13 protein-coding genes, 1 other RNA gene and 1 pseudogene are annotated in these 19,694 nt (G+C 40.3%); 11 read left to right on the top strand and 4 right to left on the bottom strand.

The features are described from left to right. Nucleotides 1-9: 9 nt before the first annotated feature. Nucleotides 10-1,149 carry a cytochrome d ubiquinol oxidase subunit II gene (gene cydB, locus I6F41_RS10095; protein ID WP_011328677.1) on the bottom strand — a complete coding sequence of 380 codons (1,140 nt, stop codon included), beginning with the start codon at nt 1,147-1,149 and terminating at the stop codon, nt 10-12. Next, nucleotides 1,146-2,729, bottom strand: coding sequence for a cytochrome ubiquinol oxidase subunit I (locus I6F41_RS10090; RefSeq protein ID WP_011328676.1), 1,584 nt, complete (start codon nt 2,727-2,729; stop codon nt 1,146-1,148). The genes cydB and I6F41_RS10090 overlap by 4 nt, the downstream gene beginning before the upstream one ends. 335 nt (nt 2,730-3,064) lie before the next feature. Here I6F41_RS10090 and lpxB point away from each other — a divergent pair, with 335 nt between their 5' ends. The 6 genes from lpxB (at nt 3,065) to I6F41_RS10060 (ending at nt 11,080) form a co-directional block, all read left to right on the top strand. Continuing rightward, nucleotides 3,065-4,222 (top strand): lipid-A-disaccharide synthase, encoded by a 1,158-nt coding sequence (gene lpxB / locus I6F41_RS10085; RefSeq protein WP_197108303.1) that lies wholly within the window; start codon nt 3,065-3,067, stop codon nt 4,220-4,222. Continuing rightward, entirely contained in the window at nt 4,212-4,814 is a 603-nt protein-coding gene (gene rnhB, locus I6F41_RS10080; protein WP_011328674.1) for a ribonuclease HII, read from the top strand. Before lpxB ends, rnhB begins: the two co-directional genes overlap by 11 nt. Before the next feature lie 2 nt (nt 4,815-4,816). Then, entirely contained in the window at nt 4,817-8,308 is a 3,492-nt protein-coding gene (dnaE, locus tag I6F41_RS10075; RefSeq protein ID WP_086995284.1) for a DNA polymerase III subunit alpha, read from the top strand. A gap of 16 nt (nt 8,309-8,324) precedes the next feature. Next, entirely contained in the window at nt 8,325-9,284 is a 960-nt protein-coding gene (accA, locus tag I6F41_RS10070; protein WP_011328672.1) for an acetyl-CoA carboxylase carboxyl transferase subunit alpha, read from the top strand. Nucleotides 9,285-9,422: 138 nt separating this feature from the next. Then, the gene (gene tilS, locus I6F41_RS10065; protein ID WP_089368972.1) at nt 9,423-10,730 is read left to right on the top strand and encodes a tRNA lysidine(34) synthetase TilS; all 1,308 of its coding nucleotides are present in this window, start codon (nt 9,423-9,425) and stop codon (nt 10,728-10,730) included. Continuing rightward, nucleotides 10,730-11,080, top strand: a complete 351-nt coding sequence (locus I6F41_RS10060) for a hypothetical protein (RefSeq protein ID WP_086995281.1) — start codon at nt 10,730-10,732, stop codon at nt 11,078-11,080. Before tilS ends, I6F41_RS10060 begins: the two co-directional genes overlap by 1 nt. 88 nt (nt 11,081-11,168) lie before the next feature. Here the strand turns inward: I6F41_RS10060 and I6F41_RS10055 are convergent, their stop codons facing one another. Next, nucleotides 11,169-12,065: a GGDEF domain-containing protein gene (locus I6F41_RS10055; RefSeq protein WP_179807549.1), complete on the bottom strand. Its 897-nt coding sequence runs from the start codon at nt 12,063-12,065 to the stop codon at nt 11,169-11,171. A 129-nt stretch (nt 12,066-12,194) separates the two neighbouring features. Here I6F41_RS10055 and I6F41_RS10050 point away from each other — a divergent pair, with 129 nt between their 5' ends. After that, nucleotides 12,195-14,168, top strand: coding sequence for a monovalent cation:proton antiporter-2 (CPA2) family protein (locus tag I6F41_RS10050; protein WP_197108302.1), 1,974 nt, complete (start codon nt 12,195-12,197; stop codon nt 14,166-14,168). Between the two features lie 38 nt (nt 14,169-14,206). On the opposite strand, the gene I6F41_RS10045 is transcribed toward I6F41_RS10050, so the two are convergent. Next, entirely contained in the window at nt 14,207-15,352 is a 1,146-nt protein-coding gene (locus tag I6F41_RS10045; protein ID WP_011328667.1) for a patatin-like phospholipase family protein, read from the bottom strand. 172 nt (nt 15,353-15,524) lie between these two features. Between I6F41_RS10045 and I6F41_RS10040 the strand changes: the two genes are divergently transcribed. The 4 genes and pseudogenes from I6F41_RS10040 to I6F41_RS10030 all read left to right on the top strand — a co-directional run bounded on the left by I6F41_RS10040 (nt 15,525) and on the right by I6F41_RS10030 (nt 19,693). After that, complete coding sequence (locus I6F41_RS10040; RefSeq protein ID WP_179807551.1) at nt 15,525-16,394, top strand: DUF3014 domain-containing protein; 870 nt, start codon at nt 15,525-15,527, stop codon at nt 16,392-16,394. A 138-nt stretch (nt 16,395-16,532) separates the two neighbouring features. Then, nucleotides 16,533-16,629, top strand: an RNA gene (gene ffs, locus I6F41_RS10035) — signal recognition particle sRNA small type. Between the two features lie 209 nt (nt 16,630-16,838). Further along, nucleotides 16,839-16,988 (top strand): annotated as a pseudogene (locus I6F41_RS18185) (DUF7830 domain-containing protein); the annotation flags it as partial. A gap of 257 nt (nt 16,989-17,245) precedes the next feature. Further along, nucleotides 17,246-19,693 carry a tellurite resistance TerB family protein gene (locus tag I6F41_RS10030; RefSeq protein ID WP_197108301.1) on the top strand — a complete coding sequence of 816 codons (2,448 nt, stop codon included), beginning with the start codon at nt 17,246-17,248 and terminating at the stop codon, nt 19,691-19,693. Nucleotide 19,694 lies beyond the last annotated feature (1 nt).

The raw sequence follows: 19,694 nt of genomic DNA, 5'->3' as shown, positions 1-19,694 counted from the left end.
TTAGTCTCCTTAGTAGCTACCGTGAGGGTTGTTTTCTATTTCTTCTACCGTAACGCGGCGCCACATTTTTACGTAACACCAGGTGGTGTAAGATAAAATAATTGGCACAAAAATAACTACGGCAACAAACATAACGTTAAGCGTCATATGGCTCGACACCGCATCCCAAATAGTTAAACTAATATTTGGGTTATTACTCGATGGCATAATAAAGGGGAACAGTGATACGCCTGCCGTCATAATAATGCCTATTAACATTAAGCTAGTTGAAGCAAGCCCTAATGCGGGTTTATTTAATTTAGAGAACAACAATGCACTGAGTGCCATTGCAAACGCTAAAATAGGGAAGGTCATAGTCCAAGGGCGCTCACTGTAATTAGTTAGCCAAGCACCTTGCGCAGTTGTAACTACTTTTGCCAGTGGGTCGGCATGGCTTTGTGTATCCGGCATAGATACAATTTGATAACCCGTTAAATTAGCAACCCAAAAACCAGCTGCTGCAAATAGCACAATAAATAGAATAAGTGCATAACGACCATATTGCCCTGAGCGCTCTGCAACTAAGCTAGCAGTACGCAATTGTAGCCACATACCTGCATGAGCTATTAACATAGTAATACTAATTACACCTACTAACAGTGCAAATGGGTTAAGTAGTGCAAAGAACGAACCTTGGTAACTTACTCGTAAAAAATTATCAATGCTAAAAGGCACACCTAAAAATAGGTTACCAAAGGCCACACCAAATACTAATGCAGGAATGGCACTACCAGCAAATAGGCCCCAGTCCCAGTTATTACGCCAGCGTTTTGAATCTACTTTACTGCGGTAATCAAACCCAAGTGGTCTAAAAAATAATGCAAACAATACCAGCATCATAGCAAAATAAAAGCCTGAAAAAGCCGCGGCATATACCATAGGCCACGCGGCAAATAGTGCACCACCGGCGGTAATAAACCATACTTGGTTGCCATCCCAATGCGGGCCAATAGTATTAATAACGGTGCGGCGCTCTGAATCAGTTTTACCCACTAGGCGCAGCAGCATAGCAACGCCCATATCCATGCCGTCGGTAATTGCAAAGCCAATTAGCAGTATGCCTATGATCAACCACCACAGCATTTTTAATGTTTCATAATCAAAAATCATGATTGCTCTCCTCTACCTTCAGTGGTGTTATTAGGTAGTTCAAAGTGATACTTACCGGTATGTAGTGAGCTTGGGCCTTGCTTAATAAAGCGTAGCATTAACCAACCTTCAACAATGGCTAAGCCGGTATAAAATACAATAAACCCAGTTAAGCTAATTAAAATATCGTTTACCGTTAGCGTAGAAGTTGCTAAAAAGGTTGGCAATATTTCAGAAATAGCCCAAGGCTGGCGACCATATTCAGCCACAATCCAACCAAATTCAATGGCTATCCACGGCAGTGGAATACTTAAAACAGTAGCCCATAACAGCCAACGTTTTTGCTCAATAACTCGCTGCGCGTTATAGTAAAAAGCAAGAATAAACACACCCAACATTAATACGCCACAGCCAACCATAATACGAAAAGACCAAAACATTGGACCCACTTTAGGAAAAGAGTCTTTAACTGCTTTTTGAATTTGCTCTTCTGTGGCATCTACTACATCAGATGTATAACGCTTCAGTAATAGGCCGTAGCCTAAATCGTCTTTTAGGGTGTTAAATTTAGCGACGTTTTCAGGCGTGTCATCACCAGCGCGCAGTTTTACTAGGTATTCGTACGCAATCATACCGTTACGAATTCGCACTTCGTGTTGTTTTTCTAGATCGTTAATACCGGTCACTTGCTCATCTAATGAGCGAGTTGCAATAAGCCCTAATGCATACGGGATTTTTACAGCGCCGTGAGTTACCTGCTTTTCTGAATCTGGGAAACCTATAAGTGTAAACGCTGCTGGAGCTTCTTCGGTATGCCATTCTGCTTCAATGGTGGCCAGTTTTACTTTTTGCACTTCGCCTACTTCATAACCCGATTCATCGCCGAGCAAAATAACACAAAAAATAGAGGCTAAACCAAAGCCAGAGGCGACTGAAAACGAGCGTTTAGCAAAGGCTAAGTCGCGTCCTTTTAAAATATAATAACCACTAATACCGAGCACAAACATAGATGCAGCAACATAACCTGCAGATACGGTATGAATAAATTTAACCTGTGCTACAGGGTTAAATACCAGCTCTGCAAAGCTGGTCATTTCCATGCGCATGGTTTGGTAATTAAACTCGGCACCTACTGGGTTTTGCATCCAGCCGTTGGCAATTAAAATCCATAACGCCGACATGTTAGTACCAATTGCCATTAAAAAGGTAGCACCTAAGTGCTGGCGTTTAGAGAGCCGGTCCCAACCTAAAAAGAACATACCCACAAAAGTTGATTCTAAAAAGAATGCCATTAACCCTTCAATTGCTAATGGAGCCCCAAAAACATCACCTACGTAATGGGAATAATAAGACCAGTTGGTACCAAACTCAAACTCCATAGTAAGACCCGTAGCCACACCAATTGCAAAGTTAATACCAAACAATTTCCCCCAAAACTTAGTCATATCGCGATAAATTTCACGACCGGTCATAACGTAAACCGATTCCATAATAACTAAGATCCAAGTCATACCTATAGTTAAAGGTACAAATAAGAAGTGAAAGAGGGCGGTAACAGCGAACTGCAATCGCGATAGATCCACAAAGGTTTCATCTATCATGTTTAGCTCCTAAATATGTGATGTAGTTACAGCACAAAGCAATAATTTGACGGGTGCGTTGGTTTTATAAGGTTTCAGTAATTACTGAAAGTTGCGTTAGTATTTACTTTTGACCATTTGAAGTCAATATTTATATTAGTAAAACTCAATATAAGCGGTTAGTGCTTAATCAGTATCAAAAGCATACAGTACCTGGGCTATTTTTAGCAAATTTAAGCACTTAGTTTTAAGCATTTAATCCAATACGAAAACGCGGTAAACTAGGTTCAATTAACGCCCAGAGCCTGTTAACCCATAAAGGCAAACAGGCCCTAGTTTACGTGTGAAAAAATCAAATGAATAAAGATCAAAAACAACTACGAATTGGTATTGTGGCAGGTGAACTGTCGGGCGATATTTTAGGTGAAGGCTTAATTAAAGCACTTAAAAAGCATTTTCCCGATGCGATTTTTGAAGGTATAGCGGGCCCTAAAATGCAGGCGCAAGGCTGTAACACGCTTTACGACATGGATGAATTGTCGGTAATGGGGTTGGTTGAAGTATTAGGGCGCCTACCACGCTTACTTAAAATACGTAAACAACTGGTGCAACATTTTATTGATAACCCACCCGATGTATTTATTGGCATAGATGCGCCCGATTTTAACTTGCGCGTAGAAAAGCCACTTAAAGACGCCGGAATTAAAACAGTACAATATGTAAGCCCCTCGGTTTGGGCATGGCGAGAAAAACGCATTCATACCATAAGTGCTGCTACTAATTTAGTGCTTGCATTATTACCGTTTGAAAAAGAATTTTACGACAAGCACCAAGTACCTTGTACATTTGTAGGGCACACATTAGCAGACGATATAGCGCTTGAGCACGACGATAGCAAAGCCCGCAAAGAGCTAGGTTTAAGCCCTGATGATAAAGTACTTGCCCTGCTACCTGGTAGTCGCGGCTCAGAAGTAGGCTTATTAAGCGAAACCTATATTAAAACAGCCGTGCAGTTACAAGCGCAAAACCCAGCACTTAAAATTGTGGTGCCATTGGTTAACGCCAAACGCAAAGCGCAGTTTACTGAAATTTTAAATGCTACTGCGCCAACGCTTAAAATTAGTTTGCTGGATGGACAATCAAAACAAGCTATGCAAGCAGCCGATGCTATTTTATTAGCGTCGGGTACTGCCACGCTTGAGGGCATGCTGTATAAAAAGCCCATGGTAGTGGGTTATAAAATTAAACTACTGAGCTATTGGATTTTTAAAACCTTATTTACCTTTAATATAAAGTATTTTTCATTGCCGAATTTATTGGCCGATGAAGAACTCGTACCCGAGTTTTTGCAAAGTGAGTGCAATGTAGCTAATTTAACGCAAGCACTTACGCCTATGCTAAATACCGATAACCAAGCATTAAAAGCACGCTTTTTAGCGATCCACAAAAAAATTAGGTTAAATGCCAGCGAACAAGCAGCCAATGCTGTAGCGGAGTTAATAAATGCAAATTGAACGACCCAATGTAGCCCTTATTGCCGGTGTTGACGAAGTAGGGCGTGGCCCCCTCGTTGGCGACGTAGTTACTGCTGCCGTTATTTTAGATCCCTCAAAGCCTATTGCAGGTTTAGCAGATTCAAAAAAATTAACGGATAAAAAACGCCAAGCGCTTGCCATTGAAATTCAAGAAAAAGCATTGTGTTACGCGTATGGTCGTTGCAGCCCAACAGAGATTGATGAGCTAAATATTCTGCACGCCACTATGCTTGCCATGACTCGCGCAGTAGAGGGGCTAAGCACGCAACCTGAATTTGTATTTATAGATGGCAACCGCCTACCTAAGTTAACCATGCCAGCGCAAGCAATAGTAAAAGGCGACAGCTTAGTAGCCGAAATTTCAGCCGCTTCTATTTTAGCTAAAGTAGCGCGCGACAACGAAATGGTAGAGCTAGATAAACGCCACCCAGAATATGGTTTTGCAGGGCATAAAGGCTATCCAACCAAAGCGCATTTTGCAGCACTTGAGCAATATGGCGCAATAAAGGAGCATCGTAAAAGCTTTAAACCAGTGCAACGTGTATTAGCGCAAGCCAAGGGTGAGGCGTAAACATGGCAGCTCCAGATTTTGTTCACTTAAGAGTTCACTCTGATTTTTCGATGGTTGATGGCCTTGCCAAAACCAAGCCAATTGTAGCCAAAGCACAAGAGCTACAAATGCCGGCAATTGCTATTACCGACCAAATGAACTTATGTGGCTTAGTGCGCTTTTACGAAACAGCCCACAGCACAGGTATAAAACCTATAGTGGGTGCTGACTTTTGGCTACGCAGCCCTGAGTTTGAAAACGAGCCAAGCCGCATTACTATTTTAGCAAAAGACAATCAAGGTTATAAAAACCTCACCTTATTAATATCTAAAGCATATCAGCGCGGGCATGTATTTCATCGCCCGGTGATTGATCGTGATTGGCTAATAGAACTTAAAGCCGGGTTAATAATACTCTCTGGTGCAAAAGACGGCGATTTAGGTAAAGCGTTATTAAAAAATAATCCGAGTGTTATTGAATCGGTTGTTAGTTTTTATAAACAGCATTTTAGTGATAACTACTACCTTGAGCTGGTTCGAACTAATCGACCGCTTGAAGAAGATTACTTGCACATGGCGGTAGAGCTTGCTGCTAAAGAGCAATTACCCGTTGTGGCCACTAACGAAGTGGTGTTTTTAAAACCAGAAAACTTTGAAGCACACGAAATTCGCGTGGCTATTTTTGATGGTTATACACTGGATGATAAACGCCGCCCTAAACGATTTTCAGAAGAGCAATACTTAAAAACGCCAGAGCAAATGGCTGAGTTATTTAGCGACATTCCAGAGGCATTACAAAACACCGTAGAAATAGCCAAACGCTGTAATGTAACGGTGCAACTTGGTACTTACTTTTTGCCAGATTATCCGACCGGCTCACTTAAAATTGAAGACTTTTTAGTTAAGGTGTCGCAAGACGGTCTTGAAGAGCGATTACAGTTTTTATTTCCTGATGAGCAAGAGCGTAAAGAAAAACGCGTTGAATACGATGAGCGTCTAGATATAGAGCTTGGTGTAATTAACGAAATGGGATTCCCAGGTTATTTCTTAATCGTAATGGAATTTATTCAGTGGAGCAAAGATAACAATATTCCAGTTGGCCCTGGGCGTGGGTCAGGTGCAGGATCACTGGTAGCCTACGCGCTTAAAATTACCGACCTTGATCCATTGGAATTTGACTTGCTGTTTGAGCGGTTTTTGAACCCAGAACGTATTTCAATGCCCGATTTCGACGTCGATTTTTGTATGGATAGGCGCGATGAGGTGATTGATCATGTATCGGCCTTGTATGGGCGTAACGCGGTATCGCAAATTATTACCTTTGGAACCATGGCGGCAAAAGCGGTAATACGCGATGTTGGCCGAGTGCTAGGTCACCCGTACGGTTTTGTTGATCGTATTTCAAAAATGATCCCAGGCGATCCTGGGATGACACTTGCCAAGGCATTTGATATAGAGCCACGCTTGCAAGAAGCCTACGATGGCGACAATGAAGTAAAAGATTTAATCGACATGTGTCGTATTCTCGAAGGGTGTACACGTAACGCCGGTAAGCATGCGGGTGGGGTAGTAATATCGCCCACCACAATTACCGACTTTGCTGCTCTTTATTGCGATGACGAAGGTAAGTTTCCGGTTACTCAGTTTGATAAAAACGATGTAGAAACTGCCGGTTTAGTTAAGTTTGACTTTTTAGGCTTACGAACGCTGACTATATTGCAGTGGGCGCTCGACATGACCAACGAGCGCTTAGCGCGCACCGGTAAAGAGCCGGTAGATATTAATACTATTCCGTTGGATGATAAAAAGAGTATTGAGTTACTACTGCGCGCCGAAACGACTGCGGTGTTTCAGCTAGAATCACGGGGCATGAAAGACTTAGTAAGGCGCTTAAAGCCCGACAGCTTTGAAGATATGATTGCTTTAGTAGCCTTGTTTCGACCCGGTCCGCTGCAATCGGGCATGGTAGATAACTTTATCGACCGAAAATTAGGCCGCGAAGAAATCTCATACCCCGATGCGCAGTATCAGCACGAAAGCTTAAAACCTATTTTAGAGCCAACCTACGGCATTATTTTGTATCAAGAACAAGTAATGCAAATAGCCCAAGTATTAGCAGGCTATACACTAGGCGGCGCCGATATGCTGCGCCGTGCTATGGGTAAGAAAAAGCCCGAAGAAATGGCAAAACAGCGTTCAACATTTGAAGATGGTGCGCGAAATAACGGCATTGACGGCGAACTAGCAATTAAGATCTTCGATCTGGTAGAAAAGTTCGCAGGTTATGGTTTTAATAAATCGCACTCCGCTGCGTATGCATTAGTGTCGTATCAAACACTGTGGATGAAAACCCATCATCCAGCAGAGTTTATGGCTGCGGTAATGTCGGCCGATATGGATAATACCGACAAAATAGTTATTTTGGTGGATGAATGTGAAAACATGAAACTCACCTTGCTCCCGCCTGATGTGAATGCAGGCGAGTTCAAATTTACAGTAAACCTGCAAGGCGAAATTGTTTACGGTATTGGCGCTATTAAAGGAGTAGGTGAAGCACCTGTAGATGCAATTTTAGAAGCACGCGCTAAGGGCGGACCATTTAAAGATTTATTTGATTTTTGTGCCCGTGTTGATTTAAAACGCTTAAATAAACGTGTAACCGAAAAACTTATTTATTCAGGGGCACTTGATCAGCTAGGCCCTGAAAAAACTCAATCAGGGCGCGCCACGTTATTGGCAAGCTTAAAAAGTGCCATGCGCGCCGCCGATCAGCACAATAAAGCAGAGTTATTAGGGCAAAGTGATTTATTTGGCTTATTAGCCACTGAACCCGATGAAGTAGAGCAAGCCTTTATTAAAGCCACAGGACTCACCGATAACGAATGGCTCGATGGCGAAAAAGAAACCCTTGGTCTTTATTTAACCGGTCATCCAATAAATCAATATCGCCGCGAGCTAAAATATTATACCAGTGGTAAATTGGTCGATTTACAGCCTACTAATCGCGATGTAGTATCTACAGCTGCAGGGCTTGTAATTTCGGCCAGAGTGCTTATTAATAAAAAAGGAAATAGGTGGGCATTAATAACTTTAGATGACAAGAGCGCCCGCATTGATGTACGCTTATATTCAGATGAGTTTGAAAAATACCAAGATATGCTCCAAGTTAATAATATTTTGGTGATATCTGGACAGGTCAGCTTTGATAACTTCTCTGGTGGTATTACAATGACCGCCAGAGAAATAAACACCATTGCTCAAGCGCGTGAAAAACGTATTAAAGCGATTAAAATGACGCTGAACATGGTGCAAGTCGAGGCAGGTTTCTTCGATAAATTACAAAAAGTACTCGAACCATATAAAATGGGAACGTGTCCGATCAAGGTTTATTACCAACGCCCAGATGCATTGGCGCAATTAACCCTAGGGATCGAATGGTGTGTTACGCCAAGTGACGACTTAATTCATAAGTTATCGCTAATGGCAGCGCAAGATGTAGAACTAGAATTTAACTAATTAGGTAGTTTAGAGCATGAGCCTCAATTATCTTGATTTTGAGCTTCCGATTGCAGAATTAGAAGTGAAAATTGAAGAATTACAAAATGTAAGCCGCGCTGGCGAATTAGACCTTGAATTAGAAGAGGAAGTCAGCAAGCTAAAAGAGAAAAGCGACCGATTAAAAGAGAAAATATTCTCTGAACTTGGCGCTTGGCAAGTATCACAGCTGGCACGTCATCCGTTGCGTCCTTATACTCGAGATTATATCGAGCGTATTTTTACGGAGTTTGACGAGTTTGCAGGTGATCGTACTTTTGCTAATGATCCGGCAATTTTAGGTGGTATAGCGCGTTTAGATGGCGAACCAGTAATGGTTATTGGCCAACAAAAAGGCCGTGGTACCGCTGAAAAAATTAAACGTAACTTTGGTATGCCAAAGCCTGAAGGATACCGTAAAGCATTGCGCTTAATGGAAATGGCTGAGCGTTTTAAAATGCCAATTATGACCTTTATCGACACCCCTGGAGCTTATCCTGGTGTGGGTGCTGAAGAGCGTGGCCAGTCAGAAGCTATCGCCCGTAACCTTAAAGTAATGGCCTCTTTAAAAGTGCCAACTATTTGTACGGTTATTGGTGAAGGTGGATCGGGTGGTGCGTTAGCAATTGGTGTTGGCGATCGTGTTAACATGTTGCAATACAGTACTTACTCAGTAATTTCTCCTGAAGGGTGTGCGTCTATTTTATGGAAAAGCGCCGATAAAGCCCCACTTGCAGCTGAAGCTATGGGTGTAACTGCTAAGCGAGTTAAAGAGTTAGACCTAATTAACAACTTAGTAGATGAGCCATTAGGTGGAGCGCACCGTAATTATGATGCTATGGCACGTAATTTAAAAGTGCGATTAAAGCGTGACTTAGCCGACCTACAAGCACTTTCGCTTGAAGAGATGCTTGATCAGCGCTACAAACGCTTAATGTCGTTTGGTTATTGCTCTTAAATTCTTTTAATAATTAGCAATAAATATTTAAAAAAGCCGCTTATGCGGTTTTTTTGTTTTAAAATGGCTAAAATCAAGTACCTAAAACTTAGTATTTTAAAATTATTGGCTAAATTATCTGGAGCTCAGGTTAAATTAATGCACACATCGCTTATTTATCAACAAGTAAAACAATCATTGGGTCAATATATTGAGCAAGGTCATAGGGTGTTTACTGTGGCACTTTCTGGTGGCGTTGATTCTGTGGTGTTACTGCATTTAATGCATGCTTTACGAGTGCAGGATCCTGCACTGCAAGTTTCTGCTATTTATATACACCATGGTTTGAGCCAGTATGCCGACGACTGGCAGGTTTTTTGTCAAACCCTGTGCAATGAGCTAAATGTGCCATTTCAAACGGCTAAAGTAAATATAGAGCAGCAGTCACGCACGAGCCTAGAGGCGCAAGCGCGCGATGCTCGTTACCAAGCATTAGATGAGCTAAGCCCACATGGCAGCATTATTTTACTTGGGCAACATTTAAACGACCAAATAGAAACCTTTTTACTGCGCTTAAAACGTGGCTCGGGTTTAAAAGGTTTAGGTGCAATGCAGCGCGAGCGCACTTTAACCAGCGGCCGATTATGTTTCAGGCCGCTGTTAGCGGTAAAACGCAGTGATATAGAAGCCTTTGCGGCGCAATATGCACTTAACCATGTTACCGATGATTCTAATACTGATGAGCGCTTTGAGCGTAACTTTATGCGCCAGCAAGTTGTGCCAATATTAGCAGCGCGCTTTAATGGTTTTGAACAATGTACCGCTCGCAGTATTAGTTTACTGCAGCAGCAACACGCTTTACTCAACGAATATACTCACATTGATTTAACGCAATGCGTTAATTCTCAGCAGGCGTTAAATATAAGTGCTATTGCCAAATTTACTCCGATTAGAACAGCCAATGTAGTACGTGCATGGCTAGAGCTATTTACTCATGTATTACCATCGCAAAAGCAGCTGGAGCAAATAATTAATCAGGCTATTGCAGCTAAAAGCGATGCACAAATGCTTATTGAGCTTAGTGATGGACAAATACGCCGCCATCAAGGGCATTTATATTTTGTTGTACCAAGTACGCAAATATTAAACAACACACTAATTACCCGCAGTGAGCTAAAGCTTGCCGATGGTCGCTTACTAAAAAAACACAGTGGCGTAGGAGTCAGAGCGCCAACTGCAGATGAGCAAGTAAGCGTGCGTTTTAATTGTAATAGTGCGCGCATCAAACCTTTAAAAAAACCAGGAAGTAATACGCTCAAGCATTGGTTTAAAGATGCAAAAGTGGCTCCTTGGCTGCGTGCTAATGTGCCGTTAATTTTTTATAATGATGACCTAGTACAAGTGGTAGGCTATTTTATAAGTGCTAACCATAGTGATGAAAACGGTATTTATTGGGAGTGTAAATAATGAGTAAGGAGCCGCATGTAGGCTTATCGTTAGTAAATAAAGCACCACAAGGTATGCTAATTACAGCGGTTATTGCTGTGCTTGCTAATTATTTTTTAACGCTTGATATAGTGACATTAGGCTGCGCTATAGCGGGTGGAATAGTGTGCGCTAGTATTTTACTGGCTTATTGGTTAGGTAAAGGTGGGCTGTTTTTTATTTTAGGAGTGAGTGTACCGCTGTTGTTAGTGTTATTTACGCCACTTGCTAGCATTGCTGCATTACTTAATTTACTCAGTGGTTTCTTTTTTGGTTTTTGCATTGCGTTGGTTATGTATAAGTTTTTATCGGCAAAGTGGCTGCCTAAGTAGGTAGACTTATTAAAACTACTTAGGCAGCAATAAAAAGCCTAGCGGGGGAAGCTAGGCTTTTTATTTACAACAATATTAATTGCTGTACTTAATATGCTTTGGCGCAATTTCGTCCCGCTGCTTTGGCTTTATATAAACCTTTATCAGCTCGCGAAAAAACATCGTTTTCGGTGTCTTGGCTACTCGCTAAAGTAAAGCCAATACTGGTAGTAACTAAGTACTGCGCCATTATCTTTGAGTTTTTAACGCGTTGCATAATGCGCTCAGCTATTACTTTATTAGTAGTAAACTCAGGATCTTCAATTAGTATTGCAAATTCATCGCCACCAAATCTAAATACAGAGTCAGTGCCTCGAATAGAGCCATTAAGTACTAAGGCAAACTCTTTAAGTACATCGTCACCCACTTTATGACCAAAGTTATCGTTTACTTGTTTAAAACTGTCTAAATCAAGCAACATTAAACTAAATGGGCGCTGGTAACGGCGGCAGTTTTCAAGCTTTTGCAGTAAGGTGTCATTAAATTGACTTCTATTGCTTAGTCCCGTTAATGCATCTTTTGTGGCAAGTTTTAATACCCGGTTATACATTATCGCATTACGTAAAGGGTAGAGCAGCGCACTATGAAAATATTGTAGTTTTTGTTCTATGGCCACACTCAGCGGATATTTACTAAAGTATATTAGTTGCCCTAAATTATCATTTTCGACAATTAAATCAAAAGTATAAGAAAGCGTATCAATATCGCAATCAGGTGTTTGCACTGTACCTAGCGCAGACTTGAACTGTATACCTGAAAAATTTAGCAGTTGTTTTGCAAATTTTGCATAAATAGCTAATATATCTTCGAGTATTAAACTGGTTTGTAATTTTGCAGCTAGCTCTTGCGTTGCTGCCGGTTCATTTTTACGATAATGCTCAGCCGAAAACGGCAAAAACTCTCCGCGTCCAGCAATACGTTGTGTCAATATATGCACATTTTCCATTGATTTATTTCCCCCGAGTATATGATCTTATAATACCAAGCGAATTTTATGCCACATTTAAAAACTGGCCGATAAATTGGTGATTGCTATAGTTAAGCATGGCTGTTTTTATAAGTAACGAGGTAATATTTGCAAAATATTAATACTCAAATTTTTACTTTATTAGTCGCTGCTGTCTTATTTGTATGGATTTTTAAGCGCGTAGGGCTACCTCCTATATTGGCTTATTTAGCAACAGGGGTTTTAGCGGGTAATCACAGTGTTGGCTGGATGACGCAAACTCACGAAATGGATTTAGTAGCTGAACTAGGTATAGTATTTTTATTATTTAGTTTGGGGCTCGAGTTTTCTATTTCGCGCCTAATGGCAATGCGCAATATAGTATTTGGCTTAGGATCATTGCAGGTTGTAGTAACCAGTACAGTGCTTATTGTGATTTTATATTGCTTAAACTTTAGTTTGCTCACCAGTTTTACAATTGGCGTTATTATGATGCTGTCCTCAACTGCTGTGGTTGTTAAGCTATTAAAAGAAAACGGAGAGTTAAATAAACGCCGTGGGCAGCTCGCCATTGGAGTGCTTTTATTGCAAGACATTGCGGTTGTGCCTTTACTGATTATTTTACCTTTATTAGCCGCTACCGGATCGCAAAGTATTAGCTGGGCGTTAGCAGTAGCACTCACGAAAGGGGCGTTTGTTTGTTTACTACTTTGGGCTATAGGTAAATGGATTTTGCCTAAAGTATTTAATGAAATTGCGTTAGTACGTACCGACGAGCTATTTATGCTTACCACTTTGCTGGTAGCTTTATTTGCTGCCTTACTCACCTACTCATTTGGTTTATCTATGGCACTGGGCGCTTTTTTAGCAGGCATGATGCTAGGAGAAAGCCATTATCGGCATCAGCTTGAGGCAGATATTAGGCCATTTAGAGATATTTTAATGGGGTTGTTTTTTGTCACTGTCGGCATGCAGCTCAATGTAATGTATGTGCTTAATAATAGCTTACTTATTATTGGCGCATTAGTTGGGTTATTAGTATTAAAAATAGCGGTAATGGCAATAAGTGCTCAGCTAATGGGCGAGCGAAAACAAGACGCGCTAGCATGTGCATTTATGCTATGGCAAATGGGGGAGTTTGGTTTTGTACTTATAGCGCTAGGCGCTCAGCATCAGTTACTAACTAATCAGCAAGTATCGTTTTTAATTGCTTTAGGGGTGCTTTCTATGGCGCTTACGCCCTTTTTAATTGATAAAACACCTTTTATTTTAAAGCGTATTGGCGTGCTAGATCGTGCAAGCCAAGCGTGGGAAAGTGAACCTAAAAGCAGCACACTGTATAGTGATCATGTCATTATTTGTGGCTTTTCACGGGTGGGGCAAACGGTTGCACGTTTTTTAAAACCAGAAGCCATTGATTATATAGCAATAGAAAGTAATCCAATTTTAGTTCAAGAAGGTAAAGCGGCTGGTGAGCCTATATTATTTGGCCATGTTAAACAAAAAGATATTTTAAAATGTGCGGGAGTAGAGCGAGCACGTTTAGTCATTATTACCTTTACTGAGTTTGAGCAAACGCAAATAGTAATAGATGCAATCAAGCAAGTTGCCCCAGAGGTAAAAATACTAATAAGAACCAAAGACGACAGTCAGCTGGAGCGTTTAAAAGAACTGGGGGTTACCGAAGTTGTGCCAGAAACCCTTGAAGCTAGCTTAATGTTGGTTTCGCATGTTTTGTCTATGTCGGGGGTACCAATGAGCCGTATTATTCGCCGTGTTAGCACCGAAAGGCATAATCGTTATCAATTATTGCAACGCTTTTTTACCGGTGAGTACCTTGATGTAGACGAAGGCGCGCATGAACGCCTTGAATACTTGCATGTAATAGCGCTACCCGATAAAGCTTTTGCGGTTAATAAAAGTATTGCGGCGCTTAATTTAGCAAAACGAAAAGTGTCTATAAAATCACTGCGCAGACAAAATAATGAAATAGACAATCCATCAGATCACACTATATTACTAGCCAACGATATTTTAATACTGCAAGGTAAACCAAGGCGCGTAGAGCGAGTAGAGCATTATTTATTTGATGGTATTGAGTAAGTTACTTAGATGATGCAGGGCGAGCATGCATCAGCGCCCTAATCTAGCTCTAAAAACTTACGTATTTCAGGCAGCTTTTTCATGCCATCCTCATAACCAATTTGTATTAAATGTTGGGTATAACGTTTTTCAAATAATAAATAGCTGGTTAAACTCGATTGCGAATGTTTTTTAACCCCTATGATCCTAAGCAACACTTTAATTGCCCATGGCATATCGTCGTAGTACTGCGCGGCAATAGCATTAAAGTTTTGTGATGGGTTGATCACGCAGGTTTCTATGCGCTTAAGTTCTTGGTGTTTATCGCGAGCTGGCAGCAAGCCTAAGGTGCGGTTAATTCGCTCTAGCCGTTCTAAGTCAGATTGCATAGTGTCGGTAAACACGCTGTCGAGTAAATGCCCTGCGACCGAAGACAGCCCAGGGTAATGAGCTGAGTAACCCACAGGATGTAACTCTTTAGGCTGCTCAACACCAATAATGAATATTTTTTCAGCGCCTAAATGTATTGATGGGCTTAGAGGCGATAACTGATGTATAGAGCCATCACCAAAGTAATGGTTATAAATATTTACACTAGGAAACACCATAGGAATGGCGCTCGAAGCCATTAAATGCTCAACATTAATACGCGTAGCGCGGCCCTCACGTTTAGCGCGTTGCCATGGTAGGCGTGTATTAGATTGATAAAACGCCACCGAATCACCAGTAGTATAACTAGAGGCGGTAATCGAAAGCGCTTCTAAGTAATTGTGATGTAAATTGCGTTCAATGCGATGTAAATCTAATATTTCGTTTAATAATTTACGCAGTGGCCGATTGTTTAATAAACTCGCAGGCGGATGATTTATATGTTCTGACTGAAAACTGGTTAAAATATTACGAGTAATATGACCAAATACACTTAAAAAATCACTTTTATACACCATAGAAGTAGAAAAGTTCTTCCATACAGACTCGAGCTTTCTAACTGCTAAGTGCGCGCAGGAGGCATAGCAAGCTAGCGCCGCAGAGTTTATAGCCCCAGCAGATGTACCATTTATTACTCTAAATGGCAGAGGCGCTGTTCTAGGCATGCTATGAGCTAATGCTTTAAGTACGCCTACTTGATAAGCAGCGCGTGCGCCACCCCCTGTTAATAGAAGGGCAACTTTGGGTTTGTTAGGATCAACTTGCTTGATTTTCATATAAGGGACTAAACTGTTCTACGTCTTTACTTTATTTATTTACTTTAAGTCTTTAAGCTAGAAGAATCAAAGGATACCTTAGCTGCTTTTAATATTATTTACTGTAAGCTATGAATTAAACTCATTTAGAATACTCTAAGTGATATTGCATTTTAATTTTAATGGAGTTCGTATGTCAGATAAACCATCAGCGTCAGATGTTCAAAAACGTCCACCTAATAACAATCTACTTTTTGCCATTATTATTTTAGTGGTACTCGTATGCGCCGCTGCATTTGTATTGCTTAAGCCAAGCAACGAAGCAGAAGTGCTTACTGAGGTTGAGCCAGCACCAGTAGAGCAGCCTATGATGGAGTTAAAGCCAGAGAATGATCCTGTTTTAGATGTTCCATCAGTATTGCCAGATAAACCGCAAGATTATGAAATGCCAGCGCAGCGTGATGCCGAGCCAGCAGCCGTGCAATTACCACCACTTGATGAAAGTGATGCAGTCGTTGTGGCAAAAATGGATGAATACTTAAGTGATTCGGTAATGAAGCTAATGATTACCGATGATGTTATTCGCCGTGGTGTCGTGTTTGTTGATAATTTAGCAAAGGGCAAAGTTGCTACAAAACATACACCAGTAATAAAGCCAGAAGAAAAATTTAGTGTCACAGAAGGTGATATTTTAACTATCGATCCTAATAGTTATGAACGTTACACCCCGTATGTAAAAATATTTACTAGTATGAGCGCCGCCCAAGCCGTGCGTTTATTTGAAGAATATAAACCGCTTATTAATAATGCCTATACAGAAATTGGTTACGGCGATAATGAGTTTACGCAAACGCTTGAAGATGCAATCGACTTATTACTCGATACACCAGAGCCAGAAGGTAACTTACCATTACTGCGCGATTCAGTAACCTACCAATATGCATTTGCAGAGTGGGAGCAATTACCCGCTGCACAAAAACAGCTTTTACGTATGGGCCCAGAGAACATGAAAAAAGTAAAAGCGGCACTGCGTAATATTAAAGCGCAGTTAGAGAGCAAATAGTAAACATAAAACAGTTTAAAAGGCCGCGATTGTATATGAAGTATGCAATCGCACTTTCTTTTTCGATTATCCCTTGAATAACGTAGCAAAAGTAGAGATAATCCCTCCCGCGCCAACCAAGGCCCTCAATGGTAGTCTTATTGGTCCTCTCGCAACACTAGCAGGCGAACCTGGTCAGGCCCGGAAGGGAGCAGCCACAGTTTGTGACGTGTGTGCCGAGATGTGGCTGGTAAGACTGCCACCCAAATTCCTCATTTGGGTGTTACAAATTTAATTTAATATACTTCATAAACATATCCTTTTTAAATAAAGCTATTAAAGCTTGCTTAACCATATTCTGATTTTTAAATTAGCTGTCTTAAGTATGATCATTTAAATGGAATTAAAAGCTTAATTTATGTCTACAGTTTCCAAAGTGTTTTTACCTGATGAGGGAAAAACTACACCTCTAATAAAATTCTATCTTTAGATGAAGCAAAACTATTCAAGCTTAGACGTTTTTTGAGAGAGCCTGAAGGGTTAGGTAGTATTTTATGTATTACATGTTTTGAGCCTTTAATTCTTGCTGGTACTCCACCTGCGGCAACTTTTTAATTATGAACCAAGTTCAGTTTAGCCTTTGAATTCTGTAAGTTTGACATTTTACTACGGGTGATCAAGTTAATCCCGAGTAACAGTTTGAATTGCTATACATAGTAAGCTTTATTAAAGACGGTTTTATTGTTTGCTTAAGAATAATTGAAATTACTTAGCAACAGTACTATACATTTATGAATTTTTTAGTGGTATGTTAGTAGTAGATGGAGTTTTAAATAACAAAATGGTGCCAACCATTTTTAAAGGGATGTTGCATGGAATTCGTTTTTATAATTGCAGTTGTTATATTGATAATTTGGTTAATTACAAGTTCACGCTCAGATTCAAAAAAAACAAAGCCTAGAGTGCTAGGTAACCCGAGTCAAAATATAAAAGAAACTCGTGATGCGGCTGCTTCTAAACATTCTTTATCTAAGCCTTCTTTATCTAGACCTTCGAGTGACGTAACTAGCTCGATAGCTCCTATTACAACTACAAAAGCATCAGTTAGTGTTGAGTTACACGAACAAGCTACTGAATTAACCACAGCAAAGCAGACTAATCCAAAAACTCACACCACTGCTGTTAATAAACCTACGCCAATTATAGAGAGTGCCCATAGTGCAACACATTCTGAGGACGATTTTGCTACATTTAATATTTTTGAGAGCACAGAACCTCAAAATGCAAACATTAAAAGTACAAGAAAAGCCCAATGGCTTGATAAGAAGAAAGAAACTATTATACACAAGCGCAAGCTAAGAGGATTTATTTACTTAGGTGAAAAAATGGAGTCTCTTCGAGGTTATGACTCTGAGCCTGCATTATTAAACCCAATTTTACCCGCATCAACCCCTTTGGGGCATCAGCTAGGTTATTATACAGATGATTCACTTGGTTACTGGCCGAGTTATAACAGGCTTTCTAGACAGTGTAGAGGAGCCTACCTTGACTGGTTAGCAACCGACAGAAGCGCGGCCAATACCCCAGTAGGATTCGTGTTTTTGTACTTTTATGGACTTGAAAGATTTGTTATTGAAAATGGTCAAGTTGATAAAGTTGGAGATGAACAATTTGAAGACATTTTTTATGAAGTACTGCGTTTGCACAAGGTGTTTATTTCAAATCGTTCTTTTGCTGGTTACTCAGCAAACTTTTTGGAATTTATGTATTTACTTAAACCTGAATTATTTAAAAGTAAAAAACATATATTACCGAAGACGCGTCATTCACTACTTTTTAAATTACGTCTTTCAGAGCAAGTTGTTGCCACAGAAAGAGTGAGTGATGAACTAGCACTTGAGTGGATTAAAAATACAGACCAATACAATCTAAAAACAGCAGCTAGACGCTGCGATGTAGAGTTTGATTCACTTTTCAAACTTTACTACAAGCAAAAATTCCCAGAAGGGATGCAAGTAAAAGTAAATAAAACTAAATTAAACGCTGAGTACTTTGCTGCCAGTGGTGGCATCCTTAGCGTTAAAATTTTACTCGACGGTTTGCCTGACCCGAGCATATTAAAAGCACCTATAAAAAAGCTTATTCCAATAGCAGATATGGTCACTGAGGAACTAGCTAGCTATAGCCGTTATTTAGCTAAGACTAATACAAGCAAAGATGATTTAGCTGCATTAATACTGTTGCCTCGTGCCATCGCTAATAGCCAACCATCACCATTAATCGAAAAGTTTAAAACGTGGGCCCAAACTATCATTTTAGAACATGATGGGGTAACAAATGTAGCTGATTTTTGGTTGCAAACAGACTTACCAGCACCAAAAGCGATAAATAAGAAAGAAGGTGAGCTCATTTATAACTTAGCTAGCTTTGCTGATATTGGTATTGCGCCTGACTTACGTTATCACCATACAAAACCTAAATTAGATGGCAAACTTGTATTATTTTATCCAGGTCATGGGGAAGAGTTCGTCCCTAGCTATGCGTTTAATCAAGTCGGTGTCGCACTGCGCTTAGGTGCTATGGTTGCAAATATAGATGGAATTGTAGATGAGTCAGAAAGTTCAGAGTTAGAAAAGCTAATTGCTCATGATGAAAAATTAACGGATACAGAAAAGCGATCTCTAAAGGCTTATCTTACATGGCGATTAGTTACACCATCAGATAATACGGGGTTAAAAAATAGACTTAATAATTTAGGTGTAAAAGAAATAGAATTTGTGAAACGGTTTATTCTGTCTATTGCGCTCGCTGATGGCAATGTTGATAACAAAGAAGTAAAGCAAATCGAAAAACTCTACACAAATTTAGGGTTGAATAAAGAGTCTGTTACGAGTGATATTCATCAGCTTACTACAAGTAGTCACCAACCAGCACTAAGTAATCAAAACTCATCAGAATTTAGCTTAGATGAAACAATATTAGCCCTTCATGAAAGCCAAACAACAGAAGCAAAAAATATGTTGGAACAGATCTTTATCTCAGGTGAAGATGAAAGCGATTATATTGAAGTCTCAGAGCTGACAAACGAAGTTGATGGATTAGATCTGGCTCATAGCCAGTTGTTTGAAAAGCTATGTGCTAAAGCGCAATGGGGTCGCGAAGAGGTAGCCCAAATGTGTAGTGAGCTAAAATTAATGGTCGATGGTGCTATAGAAACCATCAATGACTGGTCATTTGATTTAGTGGATGCACCAGTAATCGAAGACGATGGTGACATATACATTGATGAAGAAATAGTCGAAGAGATAAGGGAGTTATAAC

It is taken from the genome of Pseudoalteromonas sp. SCQQ13 (assembly GCF_015864415.1).
GTDB lineage: Bacteria > Pseudomonadota > Gammaproteobacteria > Enterobacterales > Alteromonadaceae > Pseudoalteromonas > Pseudoalteromonas nigrifaciens.
The sequence above is the reverse complement of the archived record's forward strand: the minus strand, read 5'-3'. Positions and strand labels throughout refer to the sequence as shown.

What these genes read in the sequence shown, in the direction of transcription:
- cydB (WP_011328677.1), bottom strand. Translation starts at nt 1,149, where the DNA reads ATGATTTTTGATTATGAAACATTAAAAATGCTGTGGTGGTTGATCATA.
- I6F41_RS10090 (WP_011328676.1), bottom strand. Translation starts at nt 2,729, where the DNA reads ATGATAGATGAAACCTTTGTGGATCTATCGCGATTGCAGTTCGCTGTT.
- lpxB (WP_197108303.1), top strand. Translation starts at nt 3,065, where the DNA reads ATGAATAAAGATCAAAAACAACTACGAATTGGTATTGTGGCAGGTGAA.
- rnhB (WP_011328674.1), top strand. Translation starts at nt 4,212, where the DNA reads ATGCAAATTGAACGACCCAATGTAGCCCTTATTGCCGGTGTTGACGAA.
- dnaE (WP_086995284.1), top strand. Translation starts at nt 4,817, where the DNA reads ATGGCAGCTCCAGATTTTGTTCACTTAAGAGTTCACTCTGATTTTTCG.
- accA (WP_011328672.1), top strand. Translation starts at nt 8,325, where the DNA reads ATGAGCCTCAATTATCTTGATTTTGAGCTTCCGATTGCAGAATTAGAA.
- tilS (WP_089368972.1), top strand. Translation starts at nt 9,423, where the DNA reads ATGCACACATCGCTTATTTATCAACAAGTAAAACAATCATTGGGTCAA.
- I6F41_RS10060 (WP_086995281.1), top strand. Translation starts at nt 10,730, where the DNA reads ATGAGTAAGGAGCCGCATGTAGGCTTATCGTTAGTAAATAAAGCACCA.
- I6F41_RS10055 (WP_179807549.1), bottom strand. Translation starts at nt 12,065, where the DNA reads ATGGAAAATGTGCATATATTGACACAACGTATTGCTGGACGCGGAGAG.
- I6F41_RS10045 (WP_011328667.1), bottom strand. Translation starts at nt 15,352, where the DNA reads ATGAAAATCAAGCAAGTTGATCCTAACAAACCCAAAGTTGCCCTTCTA.
- I6F41_RS10040 (WP_179807551.1), top strand. Translation starts at nt 15,525, where the DNA reads ATGTCAGATAAACCATCAGCGTCAGATGTTCAAAAACGTCCACCTAAT.
- I6F41_RS10030 (WP_197108301.1), top strand. Translation starts at nt 17,246, where the DNA reads ATGGAATTCGTTTTTATAATTGCAGTTGTTATATTGATAATTTGGTTA.